A 14,631-nucleotide genomic window follows, 5' to 3' on the forward strand; every position below is an offset into this window, starting at 1 on the left:
CGGCCGATTGTAAGCCCGCCGGTCAGGATTTGGCAGTTACAAAAACGCCCCGGCCATGGGCAGGGGCGTCGGCTTGCAAGCCTGTCATTGCACCTCTTCAGCAAGAGCAAGAGGGGCGTGAAGACGGCTACATATGGGTTTCCGCGTACTCCGCGAGGATCGAGCGCGGCACCCCTTGCAGGGTGATATGAACGCCGTGTGGGAAGTCCTTGAAGCGTTCGGTGAGGTAGGTCAGGCCGGAACTGGGCGCCGACAGGTAGGGGGTATCGATCTGCGCCAGGTTACCCAGGCACACCACCTTCGAGCCGTTGCCGGCACGGGTGATGATGGTCTTCATCTGGTGGGGGGTGAGGTTCTGGCATTCGTCGATGAGGATCAGGCTCTGCTGGAAGCTGCGCCCGCGGATGTAGTTGAGCGACTTAAATTGCAGCGGCACCTTCTGCAGGATGTAGTCGACGCTGCCGTGGGTGCTCTCGTCCTCCATGTGCAGTGCTTCGAGGTTGTCGGTAATCGCGCCGAGCCAGGGCTCCATCTTCTCCGCCTCGGTGCCGGGCAGAAAGCCGATCTCCTGATCCAGCCCCTGTACGCTGCGGGTGGCGATGATGCGCCGGTAGCGCTTGCTGACCATGGTCTGCTCGATGGCCGCGGCCAGCGCCAGGATGGTCTTGCCGGAGCCGGCGGCGCCGGACAGGTTGACCAGATGGATGTCCGGATCGAGCAGCGCGAACAGCGCCAGCGCCTGATGGATGTCGCGCGGTTTCAGGCCCCAGGCCTCCTGATGCAGCAGCGGCTCCTGGTGCATGTCGAGGATCACCAGCTCATCGCCCTTGATCGCCTTGATCCAGCCGACGAAGCCCTGCTCATCGAGGATGAACTCGTTGATGTGCACCGCCGGCAAGTTGTCGGTGAGCTGCACACGATGCCAGGTACGGCCGTGATCCTGGCGCGTTTCGACCTTGCTCACGCGATCCCAGAAGGAACCCGGCAGGTCGTGGTAGCCCTTGGACAACAGGGAGACGTCGTCGACCAACTGGTCGGTGTGGTAGTCCTCGGCATCGATACCGCAGGCGCGCGCCTTCAGGCGCATGTTGATGTCCTTGGTCACCAGCACCACGGACAGGCCCGGATTGCGCGACTTCAGCTCCACCAACTGGTTGATGATCTTGTTGTCGTTGAGGTTTTCCGGCAGCCAGGTCACGGGTGCCGCGCTCTTGCTCATGAGAATGGACAGGAACCCGCAGGGGCCGCTCTTGCCACGCTGGATGGGAACGCCGCGCTCAACGTCTTCGGGTTCGGCACCGGCGAGAATCTGGTCGATCAGACGGATCGCCTGGCGGCATTCGGCAGCGACGCCGTGCTTGCCGGATTTCAGCTTGTCGAGTTCCTCCAGCACCGTCATCGGAATCGCGACGTGGTGCTCTTCAAAGTTCAGCAAGGCGTTGGGATCGTGGATCAGGACGTTGGTGTCGAGGGCGTAGAGGGTTGGAGCGGTGGGCTTGGAGCGTCCGTGGTCATCCATACTCGGTCACCTTCTTGTCGTAGCCGGGCGACGCAATACCAGGGGCGGTGCTGCGCCGGACAGAGACCGCCGACTTTTCAGGTCGGGGCCGAAAGGGGGCAAGCAAGGTGAGGGCCAATGGCCGCCACCTGTGCGCAGGTTTCGGCGGTCTTGCTTTTTAGATACTCCAAAAAAGATGACAGGCAAAAGAACTTTTCAGCTTTTTGAATTTTATTTTTCCCATCGACGAATAGCGCTTGGCGCTCCTCCAGTAGCCCGTTACAGTCCGAAGTCCTACCTCCAGCGCTGCCCATAATCGGCGCCCCACCCTGCTGCAACCTCGCGCCAACTCGGTGCAACCTTCCCTCAAGGGCACCTCTAAAAACTACCTGCGTTGCCATCGCTGCGTTAAAAACAGGCTCGTGCGCGAGTCCGATCAAAATGCTCATTTACAGCTCGTAAACTCCGCTTTTTCGCCTGTTTTTGCCTTGCGCTGGCTGCCTCGCCTACGTTTTTAGAGGCGCCCTCAATCGAGCCGATAGGTGGCCTTGTCCACCAGCAAGCTTCTAGAATCGCCCCCACGCTTTTCTGGAGATCTGCTCATGCTGATGGTGATTTCACCGGCCAAGACCCTCGACTACGAGACGCCGCCGGCGACCCCGCGCTTCACCCAACCCGAACACCTCGACCACGCCCAGGAACTGATCGCCCAACTGCGCGATTTCAGCCCGGCGCAGATTGCCGACCTCATGCACCTGTCGGACAAGCTCGCCGGCCTCAATGCCGCACGTTTCGGCAGTTGGCAGCGGCCGTTCAACCCATCCAACGCCAAGCAGGCGCTGCTGGCGTTCAAGGGTGACGTGTACACCGGCCTGAATGCCGAGGATTTCTCCGAGGACGACTTCGATTTTGCCCAGACGCACCTGCGCATGCTCTCGGGGCTCTATGGCGTGCTGCGCCCGCTGGATCTGATGCAGGCCTATCGCCTGGAGATGGGCACCAAGCTGGTCAATGGCCGCGGCAAGGATCTGTATGCCTTCTGGGGCGAGCGCATCAGCGGCTGGCTGAATGAAGCCCTGGCCGCTCAGGGCGATGACGTGCTGCTCAACCTGGCCTCCAACGAATACTTCGGAGCGGTCAAACGCAAGGCACTGAATGCACGCATCGTCGACACCGAGTTCAAGGATCTGAAGAACGGCCAGTACAAGATCATCAGCTTCTACGCCAAGAAGGCCCGCGGTCTGATGGCGCGCTACGTGATCAAGGAGCGCCTGACCAACCCGGAAGGCCTGAAGGACTTCAACTACCAGGGCTATCGCTACAGCGCTGAGCACTCCAAGGAAAACAGCCTGGTTTTCCTGCGCGATCACGCCGAAGACTGATCCTCTAGCGGCCGCCCCAGGCAACCGTTCATCGGTTCTGCCTGGCGCGCGGCCGCCTCGCCCCTCTCCAGCGCACGAGCGCTGCGCTTCGTAGAAATTCCCGCGCCGCTGCGCTGTGAACGCAAAAACCGGTATAGCTTCACACTTTCAGCGCAACTTCACTTCGCATCGAACTTATTGCACCGCTTAGTTATCGGATAGTTTCGCAACCATTAATCCGCCGCTGCTGATCGTGCACTTTGCAACTTGCCATCATTATGCGATCAATTTCGCGTTCAGCTGCGGTTCAGCCTCAGGACGAACGGTAGGAACTTACGGAAACCCCCGCGACTCATACAGCCCGTAACCATTTCAAGCCATAACTTTCTTATTGACTTAGCCTGCCGAAAAACGAACTAACCTTCGTCGGCCTGCTTCACCCCGAAGAAAGTCGGCGACACTTTAAGGGAGATTCAACGCCTCGCCAAAGTACTGATATAGAGGCCTTCCAAGGCCAAACGATCAATATCAAAGGGCCACTGCTGCACATATAAGCCCATACTCGGTGTCACTTCCGACGCCACACTTTACTTATGCCTGAATGAACTCGCTCTCTTTAAAAAAGCAAGTTCACGGACTCGTTTTGGCCAACTGGCCATTATTTGAAACTGCATCGAAAGGATGAGGTGAAAACCATGCGAATCAGTATCTTCGGTTTGGGTTATGTAGGCGCCGTCTGCGCAGGCTGTTTGTCGGCGCGCGGCCATGACGTTATTGGCGTGGACATCTCCGCGCACAAGATCGACCTGATCAACAGTGGCAAGTCGCCCATCGTCGAGCCGGGCCTGGAAGAACTGCTGCAACAGGGCCTGCGCCAGGGCCGCCTGCGCGGCACCACCGATGTCGCGGCAGCGGTGCTGGAAAGCGATGTGTCGTTCATCTGCGTCGGCACGCCGAGCAAGAAGAACGGCGACCTGGAGCTGAACTACATCGAAGGCGTGTGCCGCGAAATCGGCATGGCCATGCGCGACAAGAACGAACGTCACACCGTTGTCGTGCGCAGCACCGTGCTGCCGGGCACCGCGAAGAACGTGGTACTGCCGATTCTCGAAGACTGCTCGGGCAAAAAGGCCGGCGTCGATTTCGGCCTGGCGGTGAACCCCGAGTTCCTCCGCGAAAGCACCGCGATCAAGGACTACGACTTCCCGCCGATGACCGTCATCGGTGAGCTGGACACCGCCTCCGGTGACCTGCTGGAAAGCATCTACAGCGAGCTCGACGCGCCGATCATCCGCAAGGACATCGAGGTCGCCGAGATGATCAAGTACACCTGCAACGTCTGGCACGCGGCCAAGGTCACCTTCGCCAACGAGATCGGCAACATCGCCAAGGCCGTTGGCGTCGACGGCCGCGAGGTGATGGACGTGGTCTGCCAGGACCACAAGCTCAACCTCTCCAAGTACTACATGAAGCCCGGCTTCGCCTTCGGCGGCTCCTGCCTGCCCAAGGACGTGCGTGCGCTGAACTACCGCGCCGGAAGCCTGGACGTGGAAGCCCCGCTGATCGGCTCGCTGATGCGCAGCAACGCCGCCCAGGTGCAGAAGGCCTTCGACATCATCGCCAGCCATGACTCGCGCAAGGTCGCCCTGCTCGGTCTGAGCTTCAAGGCCGGCACCGATGACCTGCGCGAAAGCCCGCAGGTGGAACTGGCCGAGATGCTGATCGGCAAGGGTTTCGACCTGAGCATCTACGACCGCAACGTCGAGTACGCCCGCGTGCATGGCGCCAACAAGGACTACATCGAGTCGAAGATCCCGCACGTCTCCTCGCTGCTCAACAGTGACCTGGACGACGTGGTGGCCAAGGCCGACATCATCGTCCTGGGTAACAGCGACGAGCGTTTCGCCAAGCTGGCCGAACAGGCGCCGAGCGGCAAGCGGGTGATCGATCTGGTCGGCTTCATGCCCCACGCCAGCAATGGCGTGGCCGAAGGTATCTGCTGGTAACGGGCCGCGAGCTGTCGCCCGGCAAGGCCGGGCGATAGCCGGAGACGCATATGGACAAGCTCAAGCACGGCCTCAACGAAGCCAGCGGCTGGATGCTCTATCTCAGCCTGCTGATGCTCCTGGCACTGGCTCTGCCGCGCACGGTGTTCGACCCCGAATCGCGGGATTTCCTCCTGCTCATCGGCATCGTCGGCATCTGGCGCTATTCCATGGGCGCCATGCACTTCGTGCGCGGCTGCCTGTTCCTTTACCTGGTGTACCCCTGGTATCGCCGCAAGGTGCAAAAACTCGGCAAGGACGCCGACCCCTCTCACGTATTTCTGATGGTCACCAGCTTCCGCATCGATGCGCTGACCACCGCCATGGTCTACCGCTCGGTGATCCGCGAAGCCATCGACTGCGGCTACCCGTGCACCGTGGTCTGCTCCATCGTCGAGCTGTCCGACGAGTTGCTGATCAAGAACCTCTGGGCCCAGGCTAAGCCGCCGGCGCACGTCACCCTGGACATCGTGCGCATCCCCGGCACCGGCAAGCGTGACGGTCTGGCCCACGGCTTCCGCGCCATCTCCCGGCAGATGCCGGATCGCGATGCGGTAGTGGCGGTGATCGACGGTGACACCGTCCTCGAAGCCGACGTGGTGAAGAAGACCGTGCCCTGGTTCAAGCTCTTCCCCAATGTCGGCGGCCTGACCACCAACGAGTTCTGCGAGGTACGTGGTAGCTACATCATGAGCGAGTGGCACAAGCTGCGTTTCGCTCAGCGCCACCTCAACATGTGCTCGATGGCGCTCTCCAAGCGCGTGCTGACCATGACCGGGCGCATGTCGGTGTTTCGCGCCAGCGTGGTGACCGACCCCGAGTTCATTCGCGATGTGGAGAGCGATCACCTGGAGCACTGGCGCCTTGGCCGCTTCCAGTTCCTCACCGGTGACGACAAATCCAGCTGGTACAGCCTGATGCGCCTGGGCTACGACACCTTCTACGTGCCGGACGCCGCCATCAACACGGTCGAGCACCCGCCGGAGAAGAGTTTCATCAAGGCCAGCCGCAAGCTGATGTTCCGCTGGTACGGCAACAACCTGCGGCAGAACTCACGCGCCCTGCGCCTGGGTATGGGTCGCCTCGGCGCCTTCACCAGCCTGGTGCTGTTCGACCAGCGCGTGTCGATGTGGACCTGCATCCTCGGCCTGTGCGTGGCGATCATCGCCAGCATCAAGTACAGCCTGATGTATCTGTTGATCTACCTGCTGTGGATCGGCACCACACGCCTGATCCTGACCTTCTTGTTGATGCTCTCCGGGCACCGAATCGGCCCGGCCTATCCGGTGCTCCTCTATTACAACCAGATCGTCGGCGCCCTGGTGAAGATCTACGTGTTCTTCCGCCTCGATCAACAGTCCTGGACACGCCAGAACACCAAGCTCAATCGCGGCCTGTCCAGCTTCGCCAACTGGTTCAACAGTTGGTCGTCGCGCGCCATGACCTTTTCTGCTGCCTCTGTATTTATCGCCGCGCTGCTGGCGCTGGTTTGACCGTACTCGAATAGGAATTAGCCACCATGAACTCCGTCGCCAATCTCAACGTCGTCCATGAGTCCGAGGCCCAGCGCCAGCATGCCCGCGTCAAGCTGCCGGGGCGTTTGCGCTTTACCAACGCCAAGGGCGAGCGCATCGATGCACGCCTGCAGGATGTCTCCGCAGGCGGTTTCAGCTTCACCAGCGAGAAAACCACGCACAAGGTCGGTGATTTTCATCGCGGCCAGCTGCAGTTCCAGCTCGACAGCCTGGTGCTGGGCCTGGACGTGGAATTTCAGATCAACGCCGTGCAGGCCGAACACAACCGTGTCGGCTGCCAGTTCCACAACATCGGCGCCCGTGAGGCGGCTGCCCTGCGCCATCTGATCAGCGCCCACCTGGCCGGTGAGCTGGTCAACGTCGGCGAGGTGCTGCACATCCTGCAGCGCGACAACTTCACCAAGGCGCGCAAGAACGGCGCCGGTGGCGGCATGGGCGTATTCGGGCGCCTGCGCGCCGTGACCTTCAGCGGTGCGATCTTCCTCATCGGCCTGGCCGCCTTCGGCTACATCGGCAAGTCGATCTATGGCCTGTACTTCGTCACCCACGCGCAGTCGGCGCAGATCAGCCTGCCGGCGCTGCAGGTAACCATGCCGCGTGAAGGCAGCGTGGAGGCGCTGGTACAGCCCGATGGCGTGGTGGAAAAGGGCGCGCCGATCGCCACCTTCACCACCAGCATGCTGGAAATGCTCAAGGGCCATCTGGGTGACGACCAGCTCGAACCGAGCCAGATCGAAGCGCTGTTCGCCCGCGAGATGCAGGGCACTTTGACCAGCCCGTGCAACTGCAAGGTCTCCCGCCAACTGGTGGCCGACGGTCAGTTCGCCAGCAAGGGCGATGTGATCTTCGAACTAGTACCACAGGACGGCGTCGCCACCATCAGCGCCAGCTTCTCCTACCGCAACCTGGAGCAGGCGCGCCCCGGCACCCCGGTCACCTTCAAGGTCGCCGGTGAAGACGAAGCGCGCCACGGCCAGATCGTCAGCAGCGCCCTGCACGACGGCGGCCTGAGCTCGGACATCCGCGTCGTCATCAAGCCGGACGAGACCCTGCCGGCCAGCCTCGCCGGGCAACCGGTGGACGTGGTCATCGACCGTGGCCCGTCGCTGGGCGGCCTGGTCGATCGCGCCGTCGCGGCAGGCCGCTAAGGAGGTCACGCCGTGAGCATGCCCCTTCTTCGCCCTGCCCTGTTCGGCCTCGCCGTCAGCGCCACGCTGGCCGGTTGCGCCGGCCTGCCGGACGAGCGCCTGGCCCGCGAGGCCCTGCAGAACGGCGACCAGCAGACGGCCGAGTGGAATTTCCGCCAACTCGCCGAGATGGGCTACAGCGACGCGCAGATCGGCCTGGCCGATATCTACGCGGCGGGTGGCCAGACCCAGGATCTGATTGAGGCCGAGCGCATCTATCGCCAGGCCCTGGATGGATCGCCCCGTGCCAAGGCGCGCCTCGGCAAGCTGCTGGCGCGCAAGCCCGGCAGCACCCTGGCCGAACGGCGCGAGGCCGCCGAGTTGCTGGAAAGCGCCAACCAAGCCGGCGAGCCCAGCGCGCTGCTGCCACTGGCCGAACTCTATCTGTTCTACCCACAGGACTTCCCCACCATGAATGTCGCCCAGCGTATCCATGACTGGCGTCAGCAAGGCCGGCCACAGGCCGAGCTGGCGCAGATTCTCCTGTATCGCAGTGAAGGTTCCTACGATCAGCACCTCGGCGAGATCGAGCGCATCTGCCAGCAACGCCTGACTCAGGAAGAAGCCTGCTACGCCGAACTGGCCGAGGTCTACCAGAAGCAGAATCGCGAGGACGCCCGCGATGCCCTGACCGAACGTCTGCTCGCCGGCTACCGTGCCGGGCGCGTTTCGGCCAGCCAGGTCGAGGCCGTGGCGCATGTGCTGAGCGACGCCGAACTGGGCCAGCCGCAACCGCAACGCGCGCAGGAACTGCTGGAAACCATCGCCCCGGATTACCCGGCCGCCTGGGTCAGCCTGGCGCGCCTGCTCTACGACTACCCGCAACAGGGCGATACCGAAACCCTGCTCGGCTACCTGGACAAGGGCCGCGAAGCCGCCCTGCCGCGCGCCGAACTGCTGCTCGGGCGCCTGTACTACGAAGGCAAGTTGCTGCCCAAGGAGCCGCACAAGGCCGAAGAGCACCTGCGCAAGGCCGCCCCCAGCGAACCGAGCGCCAACTACTACCTGGGCCAGCTGTACCTGCGTGGCTACCTCGGCGAGGTCTACGCGCAGAAAGCCCTCGACCACCTGCTCAGCGCCGCGCGTGCCGGCCAGCTCAGTGCCGACTTCGCCCTGGCGCAGATGTACAGCCAGAGCCGCGGCATCAAGCCGAACCCGGTCAATGCCTATGTCTTCAGCCAACTGGCGCTGCCGCGCAACACCCCGCAGACCCAGGAGCTGGCTGACGCCGTCGCCCAGAACCTGACGCCGGCGCAATTGGCCGAAGGCCAGCGCCTGCTGCGCGAAGAGCGCCAGCTACGCGGCAACGTCCTGCAACAGCAGGCCGCCCTGCAGGTCAGCCAGCCATGAACAAGGATGCACGCATGCAGTTGAATCGTATCGTCACCCAGTTGGGCCTCAGCGCCAGCCTGCTGGCCGCCAGCGCAGCCTGGGCGGCGGATGCGCCGAAGAACTTCGGCCTGGATGTGAAGATCACCGCGCAGTCGGAAGACGACCGCGACCTCGGCACCCGTGAGGGTGGCGACGTCAACGGTCTCGGCCTCGATCTGCGCCCCTGGGTCTACGGCGAACGTGGCGACTGGAGCGCCTTCGCCATGGGCCAGGCGGTCACCGCCACCGACATCGTCGAAACCGACACGCTGCAGAGTGACGACACCAGCGACACGCAGAACGCCGACGCACGTCAGCCGGACAAAAGCTACCTGGCCATGCGCGAATTCTGGGTCGACTACAGTGGCCTCACTGCTTACCCCGGCGAGCACCTGCGCGTGGGTCGCCAGCGCCTGCGCAGCGATGACGGTGCCTGGATGGATACCAACATCGAAGCCATGCAATGGCAGTTCGATACCACCCTGTTGCAAGCCAAAGTCGGCGTTGCCGAGCGCTTCTCCGAATACCGCACCGACCTCGATGATCTGGCGCCGGAAGATGAAGACCGTCGCCACTTCTTCGCCGGGCTCGATTATCAGTGGACACCCGGCCATCGCATCGGCGCCAACCTGCACCACAGCCGTGACGACGGCAGCCTGGCCCGCCCCGGCGAACGCCTCGACGAACTGAGCAAGCGCTACACCGGTGACCTGACCTGGTTCGGCCTGCATGCCGATGGCGGTTTCTTCGAGCGCAACTCGCGCAACCGCCTCAACTACTGGGGGCAGTTCACCTGGCTCAAGGGCGACACCGATCAGTTGCAACAGCAGGTGGTCGGCAACGAACGCCAGGCTACCGGCTCGCGCAGCCAGGACGTCGATGCCTGGGCCGTGGATCTGGGCCTGCGTTACGACCTCGACGATCAATGGAAGGTCGGTGCGGCCTACTCCCGTGGCAGCGGCGGTGGCGACGACAGCGAATCGCACCAGTTCATGCAGACCGGTCTGCAGAGCAACCGCGCCAACTTCACCGGTGTCGAATCGCGCCTGCACCGCTACGGCGAGGCCTTCCGCGGTGAGCTGTCCAACCTGCAAGTGGCCACCCTGTTCAGCTCCTGGGAGCTGAACGAGGACTACGACGCCAGCCTGGTCTACCACCGCTTCTGGCGCGTCGACGGCGATCAGGACGTCGGCGACAGCGGCATCACCGCACCGCTGGTGGCCGGCGAGAAAGACCTCGGCCAGGAAGTCGACGTGGTGCTGACCCGCTACTTCAAGCAGGGCCTGCTGCCGGCGGCCGTCGCCGAACAACTGGACGAGCGCTCGGCCCTGGTGCGTCTGCGTGCTGGCGTATTCCGCCCGGGCGATGCCTATGGCAGTGGCACCGACTCGGTGATGCACCGCGCCTTTGTCGACTTCATCTGGCGCTTCTGAGGGATCGGATCATGCAACCCAATGGCTTAGCCCTACCCCTGCTGCTCAGCGCGCTGTGTCTCACGGCGCCGCTGGCCCAGGCCAATCCGCAGGACAACCTGCTCGACTACCGCGTGCGTAGCGCGCCGGCCGACGAGCTGCACATGGAAGCGCCCAAGCTGCCGGATCTGTCCGGCTACACCAAGGAGGCCGTGCTGGCCAAGATCCCGCACGGCGCCAAAGGCAAGGTGGTGGTGCGGCGCATGCTGCGCCAGGACGCGCTGAAGGATTTCACCGGCGGCAACGAGCGCCTGCGCGAGTGGATCAAGCGTCAGCAGGGCATGCCCCAGGCGATCTTCATCGAAGGCGGCCTGGTCACCGCGCAGGATCTGGCCGACGCCCTGCCCGACAGCCAGTTCGCCGAGCAGGCACCGGGCGTGTACCTCGCCCGTCTGCCCATCGTCGTGGCTCAAGGCGCGGCGCTGCACGTCGGCAAGGACACCCGCGAACTGCGCCTGTCGCAGGAGCGCGGCGCGTTCCTGGTCAACGACGGCCTGATGTTCATCACCGATACCCGCGTCACCGCCTGGCGCGAGCGCGACAACGCGCCGGCCACCTTCCGCGATCCCAAGGAGTTCCGACCGTTCCTGGTGTCCTGGGGCGGTAGCGAGCTGTATATCGCCAGCAGCGTGATCACCAGCCTGGGTTACGACAACTCCAAGTCCTATGGCGTGTCGATCACCCAGTACACGCCGAACCAACACAAGGTTCTGCAACGCCCCGAACCGACTGGCTGGCTGATCGACTCCGAGTTCGTCGACCACTGGTACGGCTTCTACTGCTACGAAGCGCAGAACGTGGTGATCAAGGGCAACACCTACCGCGACAACATCGTCTACGGCATCGACCCGCACGACCGTTCGCACGGCCTGATCATCGCCGACAACACCGTGTTCGGTACCAAGAAGAAGCACGGCATCATCATTTCCCGTGAGGTCAACGACAGCTGGATCATCAACAACCAGAGCTATGACAACAAGCTCTCCGGCATCGTCATCGACCGTGACAGCGTGCGCAACGTCATTGCCTACAACAAGACGTATGAGAACCACTCCGACGGCATCACCCTGTACGAGAGCGGCGACAACCTGCTGTGGGGCAACCAGGTGCTGGGCAACAAGCGCCACGGCATCCGCATCCGCAATAGCGAGAACATCCGCCTGTACGAGAACGTCGCCGCGCTCAACCAGCTGACCGGCGTGTACGGCCACATCAAGGATCTTTCCGACACCGAGCGCGACCTGACGCTCGATCCCTATGACGCCAAGATCTCCATGATCATCGTCGGCGGCACCCTGGCCGGTAACGGTTCCAGCCCGATCAACATCGACTCGCCCCTGTCCGTCGAACTGTACCGCGTGAAAATGCTCGCCCCGCGCAAGAGCAGCGGCATCCAGCTGGCCGGCGTCCTCGGCGAGAAGCAGGACGAAATCCTCGACCTGCTGCTGCGCAAGCGCCAGCCCGTACTGATCGACCCTATCGACCCCGAGCAGATGACCAACTGACGAGGCCCAAGCATGAGCGTATCGAAACTCAAGACCCTCGCCCTGGCGGTGACCTGCGCCACTTACGGCAGCCTGCTGCAGGCAGCCGAGAGCCCGGCTCCGCAGTATCAGGTCGAGGACTGCTGCTCGCTGTGCCCAGCAGCACATGACGCCAGCAACTACACCACCAACTACATGAAGAACTTCGTCACCCTGCGCGACGCCCGTGAAGGCTGGCTGTTCCGCAGCGTGGAAGACCTGCGCACCACCTTTGGCACCGACGAAACCGGCTATCGCTACCTCAAGGAATTGCGTGACGGCCTCAAGCAGCGCGGCGTGGAACTGGTGGTCGTCTACCAACCGACGCGTGGCCTGGTCAACCGGGAAAAACTCGCCCCCGAGGACTACCAGCGCTTCGACTACGACAAGGCCCTGCGCAATTACCGCCAGACCCTGGCGCGCTTCGAGCAACTGGGCATCTGGGTGCCGGATCTGACGCCACTGACCGATGAGAAGGACGCCAAAGAGTTCTACTTCCGCCGCGATCAGCACTGGACGCCCTATGGTGCCGAGCGCACCGCACGCCTGGTGGCCGAAACGATCAAGCGCATCCCCGGTTTCGACGAGATCCCGCAGAAGGAATTCGTCACCCAGCGCATCGGCCTGATGGGCAAGACCGGCACCATGCAGAACGTCGCCAGCCAGCTCTGCGGCACCGGCTACGCCGTGCAGTACGTCGACCAGTTCCTCACCGAGCCCAAGGACGCCAGCGGCGGCGATGCCCTGTTCGGTGACGAGAGCAGCCCGAAGATCACCCTGGTCGGCACCAGCCACAGCGGCAAGAACTACAACTTCGGCGGTTTTCTCGAACAGTACCTGGGCACCGACGTGCTCAACGCAGCCTTCCCCGGCGGCGGCCTGGAAGGGGCGATGCTCGAATACCTGGCCAGCGACGCGTTCCAGAACGATCCGCCGAAGATCATCGTCTGGGAGTTCTCACCGCTCTATGACCTGGCCTCGGACAAGATCCACCGGCAGATGATGGCCGCCCTGAACAACGGCTGCAGCGGCCAGACCGAGCTGCTCGCCAAGGAAACGCGCCTGCATCCGGGCAGCAACGAAATCCTCGTCAACGGCGAGAAGAACCTGCTGACCCTGCCGGGCAACCGCCATCAGCTCGACCTGCGCTTCAGCGATACCTCGATCAAGCGTATCGACGCGACCATCTGGTACCTCAACGGCCAGCGCGAGCAGATCAAGCTGGAGAAGCCCAACACCGTCGACACCGACGGGCGTTTCACCTTCGAGCTGCGTGACGGGCCGGGCTGGGGCCAGGAGAACTTCTTCGCCCTGGAGGTGCAGAAACCCGAAGACAGCGCCGACGACGTGAAGGTGCAGGCCAGCCTGTGCCAGCGGCCATCCGGCAACGGCCAGCAGGTCGCCCACAACGCTACCGACAGTTGAGGTTCGCCATGCACAGACTCTCGCCCCTGGCCCTGTTCACCGCACTGCTGCTCAGCGGTGCGGCACAGGCCGCCCTACAGCCTCCCGTCGGCTATCGCGCCGCCGTGGAACAGCGTGACGGGCAGGCTCCAGCCTGCCCGGCGGTGCCACAGCCCTATACCGGCGAGATGCAGTTCACCAGCAAGTACGCCGGCTCCGACAGCGCGCGCGCCACGCTCAATGCCAAAGCGGAAAAGGACTTCCGCCAGCAAACTGCCGACATCAACCGCCTGGAGAAGGAAGCCGGGCGGATGATCACCGGCTACATGCGCACAGGCCAGCGTGAGCGCCTGGAATGCGCCATCGAATGGATCGACCGCTGGGCCAGCGCCGATGCGCTGGAGTCCGAGCAGTTCAACCACACCGGCAAGTCGATGCGCAAATGGGCGCTCGGCAGTCTGGCCGGTGCCTGGCTGCGCCTGAAGTTCTCCGAGTCGCAGCCGCTGAAGGACTACCCACAGCAGAGCGCACGCATCGAGCGCTGGTTCGTCAACCTGGCCGAACACACGGTGCGCGAGTGGAGCGACCTGCCGCTGAAGAAGATCAACAACCACAGCTACTGGGCTGCCTGGTCGGTGATGGCGGTGGCGGTGGTCAGCGATCGTCGCGACCTGTTCGACTGGTCCGTCAGCCAGTTCCGCATCGCCGCCGGGCAAGTCGATAGCGAGGGTTTTCTGGCCAATGAAATACGCCGCCGTCAGCGCGCCCTGGCCTACCACAACTACGCCCTGCCGCCGCTGGCAATGATCGCCGCCTTCGCCGAGGCCAACGGCGTCGACCTGCGCGGCGAGAACCATGGCGCCCTGCAGCGTCTGGCCGAGCGCGTGCTGCAAGGCGCAAAGGATCCACAGGCCTTCGCCCAGCGCAGCGGCACCGAACAGGACATGAGCGAATTGCGCAAGGACTACAAGTACGCCTGGCTGGCGCCCTACTGCAGCCTCTATGACTGCGGCCCGCAGGCCCGCGAACTGAACCAGGAGATGGGGCCGTTCAACAGCTTCCGCCTCGGCGGTGAGGTGACCCAGGTGTTCGGCAAACCGTAGGAGCGGCTGGGCGGCATTCCGCTTTAGCCGCGATTTTCGCGGATGAAGCCGCTCCTACGGACGTAACAAAACAAACCCTCCGCTCGCGGGGGGAAAGGGGGGCGCTGCCCCGAGTCTTCACGGAGAAGCAAG

General features: G+C 63.3%; 11 protein-coding genes. 9 read left to right on the forward strand and 2 right to left on the reverse strand.

Annotated elements, in window-relative coordinates:
* Nucleotides 1-127: 127 nt before the first annotated feature.
* Nucleotides 128-1,519 carry a PhoH family protein gene (locus VC352_RS15325; RefSeq protein ID WP_322980390.1) on the reverse strand — a complete coding sequence of 464 codons (1,392 nt, stop codon included), beginning with the start codon at nt 1,517-1,519 and terminating at the stop codon, nt 128-130.
* A gap of 77 nt (nt 1,520-1,596) precedes the next feature.
* Complete coding sequence (locus VC352_RS15330; RefSeq protein WP_322980391.1) at nt 1,597-1,947, reverse strand: hypothetical protein; 351 nt, start codon at nt 1,945-1,947, stop codon at nt 1,597-1,599.
* A 153-nt stretch (nt 1,948-2,100) separates the two neighbouring features.
* On the opposite strand from VC352_RS15330, the gene yaaA reads away from it, so the two are divergent.
* From yaaA to VC352_RS15375, 9 genes are all read left to right on the forward strand, one after another.
* Nucleotides 2,101-2,880 (forward strand): peroxide stress protein YaaA, encoded by a 780-nt coding sequence (yaaA, locus tag VC352_RS15335; RefSeq protein WP_322980392.1) that lies wholly within the window; start codon nt 2,101-2,103, stop codon nt 2,878-2,880.
* A gap of 674 nt (nt 2,881-3,554) precedes the next feature.
* A complete protein-coding gene (gene algD, locus VC352_RS15340) occupies nt 3,555-4,865 on the forward strand; it encodes a GDP-mannose 6-dehydrogenase (protein WP_322980393.1) in 1,311 nt (436 codons plus the stop codon).
* A 50-nt stretch (nt 4,866-4,915) separates the two neighbouring features.
* Entirely contained in the window at nt 4,916-6,397 is a 1,482-nt protein-coding gene (gene alg8, locus VC352_RS15345) for a mannuronan synthase (protein WP_322980394.1), read from the forward strand.
* 26 nt (nt 6,398-6,423) lie between these two features.
* A complete protein-coding gene (locus tag VC352_RS15350; RefSeq protein ID WP_322980395.1) occupies nt 6,424-7,587 on the forward strand; it encodes a PilZ domain-containing protein in 1,164 nt (387 codons plus the stop codon).
* A gap of 12 nt (nt 7,588-7,599) precedes the next feature.
* The gene (algK, locus tag VC352_RS15355; protein ID WP_322980396.1) at nt 7,600-8,976 is read left to right on the forward strand and encodes an alginate biosynthesis TPR repeat lipoprotein AlgK; all 1,377 of its coding nucleotides are present in this window, start codon (nt 7,600-7,602) and stop codon (nt 8,974-8,976) included.
* A gap of 14 nt (nt 8,977-8,990) precedes the next feature.
* A complete protein-coding gene (locus VC352_RS15360; protein WP_322980397.1) occupies nt 8,991-10,430 on the forward strand; it encodes an alginate export family protein in 1,440 nt (479 codons plus the stop codon).
* Nucleotides 10,431-10,441: 11 nt separating this feature from the next.
* Nucleotides 10,442-11,974 (forward strand): mannuronan 5-epimerase AlgG, encoded by a 1,533-nt coding sequence (gene algG / locus VC352_RS15365; RefSeq protein WP_322980398.1) that lies wholly within the window; start codon nt 10,442-10,444, stop codon nt 11,972-11,974.
* Nucleotides 11,975-11,986: 12 nt separating this feature from the next.
* Nucleotides 11,987-13,417, forward strand: a complete 1,431-nt coding sequence (locus VC352_RS15370; protein WP_322980399.1) for an alginate O-acetyltransferase — start codon at nt 11,987-11,989, stop codon at nt 13,415-13,417.
* A gap of 8 nt (nt 13,418-13,425) precedes the next feature.
* On the forward strand, nt 13,426-14,499 hold the full coding sequence (locus VC352_RS15375; protein ID WP_322980400.1) for a mannuronate-specific alginate lyase: 1,074 nt from the start codon (nt 13,426-13,428) through the stop codon (nt 14,497-14,499).
* The last annotated feature ends 132 nt before the right edge of the window (nt 14,500-14,631 follow it).

This window comes from Pseudomonas sp. C11 (genome assembly GCF_034683865.1).
In the GTDB taxonomy this organism is placed as follows: domain Bacteria; phylum Pseudomonadota; class Gammaproteobacteria; order Pseudomonadales; family Pseudomonadaceae; genus Aquipseudomonas.

Coding starts and splice junctions, on each gene's coding strand:
- VC352_RS15325 (WP_322980390.1), bottom strand. CDS start 1,519: ATGGATGACCACGGACGCTCCAAGCCCACCGCTCCAACCCTCTACGCC.
- VC352_RS15330 (WP_322980391.1), bottom strand. CDS start 1,947: ATGAGCATTTTGATCGGACTCGCGCACGAGCCTGTTTTTAACGCAGCG.
- yaaA (WP_322980392.1), top strand. CDS start 2,101: ATGCTGATGGTGATTTCACCGGCCAAGACCCTCGACTACGAGACGCCG.
- algD (WP_322980393.1), top strand. CDS start 3,555: ATGCGAATCAGTATCTTCGGTTTGGGTTATGTAGGCGCCGTCTGCGCA.
- alg8 (WP_322980394.1), top strand. CDS start 4,916: ATGGACAAGCTCAAGCACGGCCTCAACGAAGCCAGCGGCTGGATGCTC.
- VC352_RS15350 (WP_322980395.1), top strand. CDS start 6,424: ATGAACTCCGTCGCCAATCTCAACGTCGTCCATGAGTCCGAGGCCCAG.
- VC352_RS15360 (WP_322980397.1), top strand. CDS start 8,991: ATGCAGTTGAATCGTATCGTCACCCAGTTGGGCCTCAGCGCCAGCCTG.
- algG (WP_322980398.1), top strand. CDS start 10,442: ATGCAACCCAATGGCTTAGCCCTACCCCTGCTGCTCAGCGCGCTGTGT.
- VC352_RS15370 (WP_322980399.1), top strand. CDS start 11,987: ATGAGCGTATCGAAACTCAAGACCCTCGCCCTGGCGGTGACCTGCGCC.
- VC352_RS15375 (WP_322980400.1), top strand. CDS start 13,426: ATGCACAGACTCTCGCCCCTGGCCCTGTTCACCGCACTGCTGCTCAGC.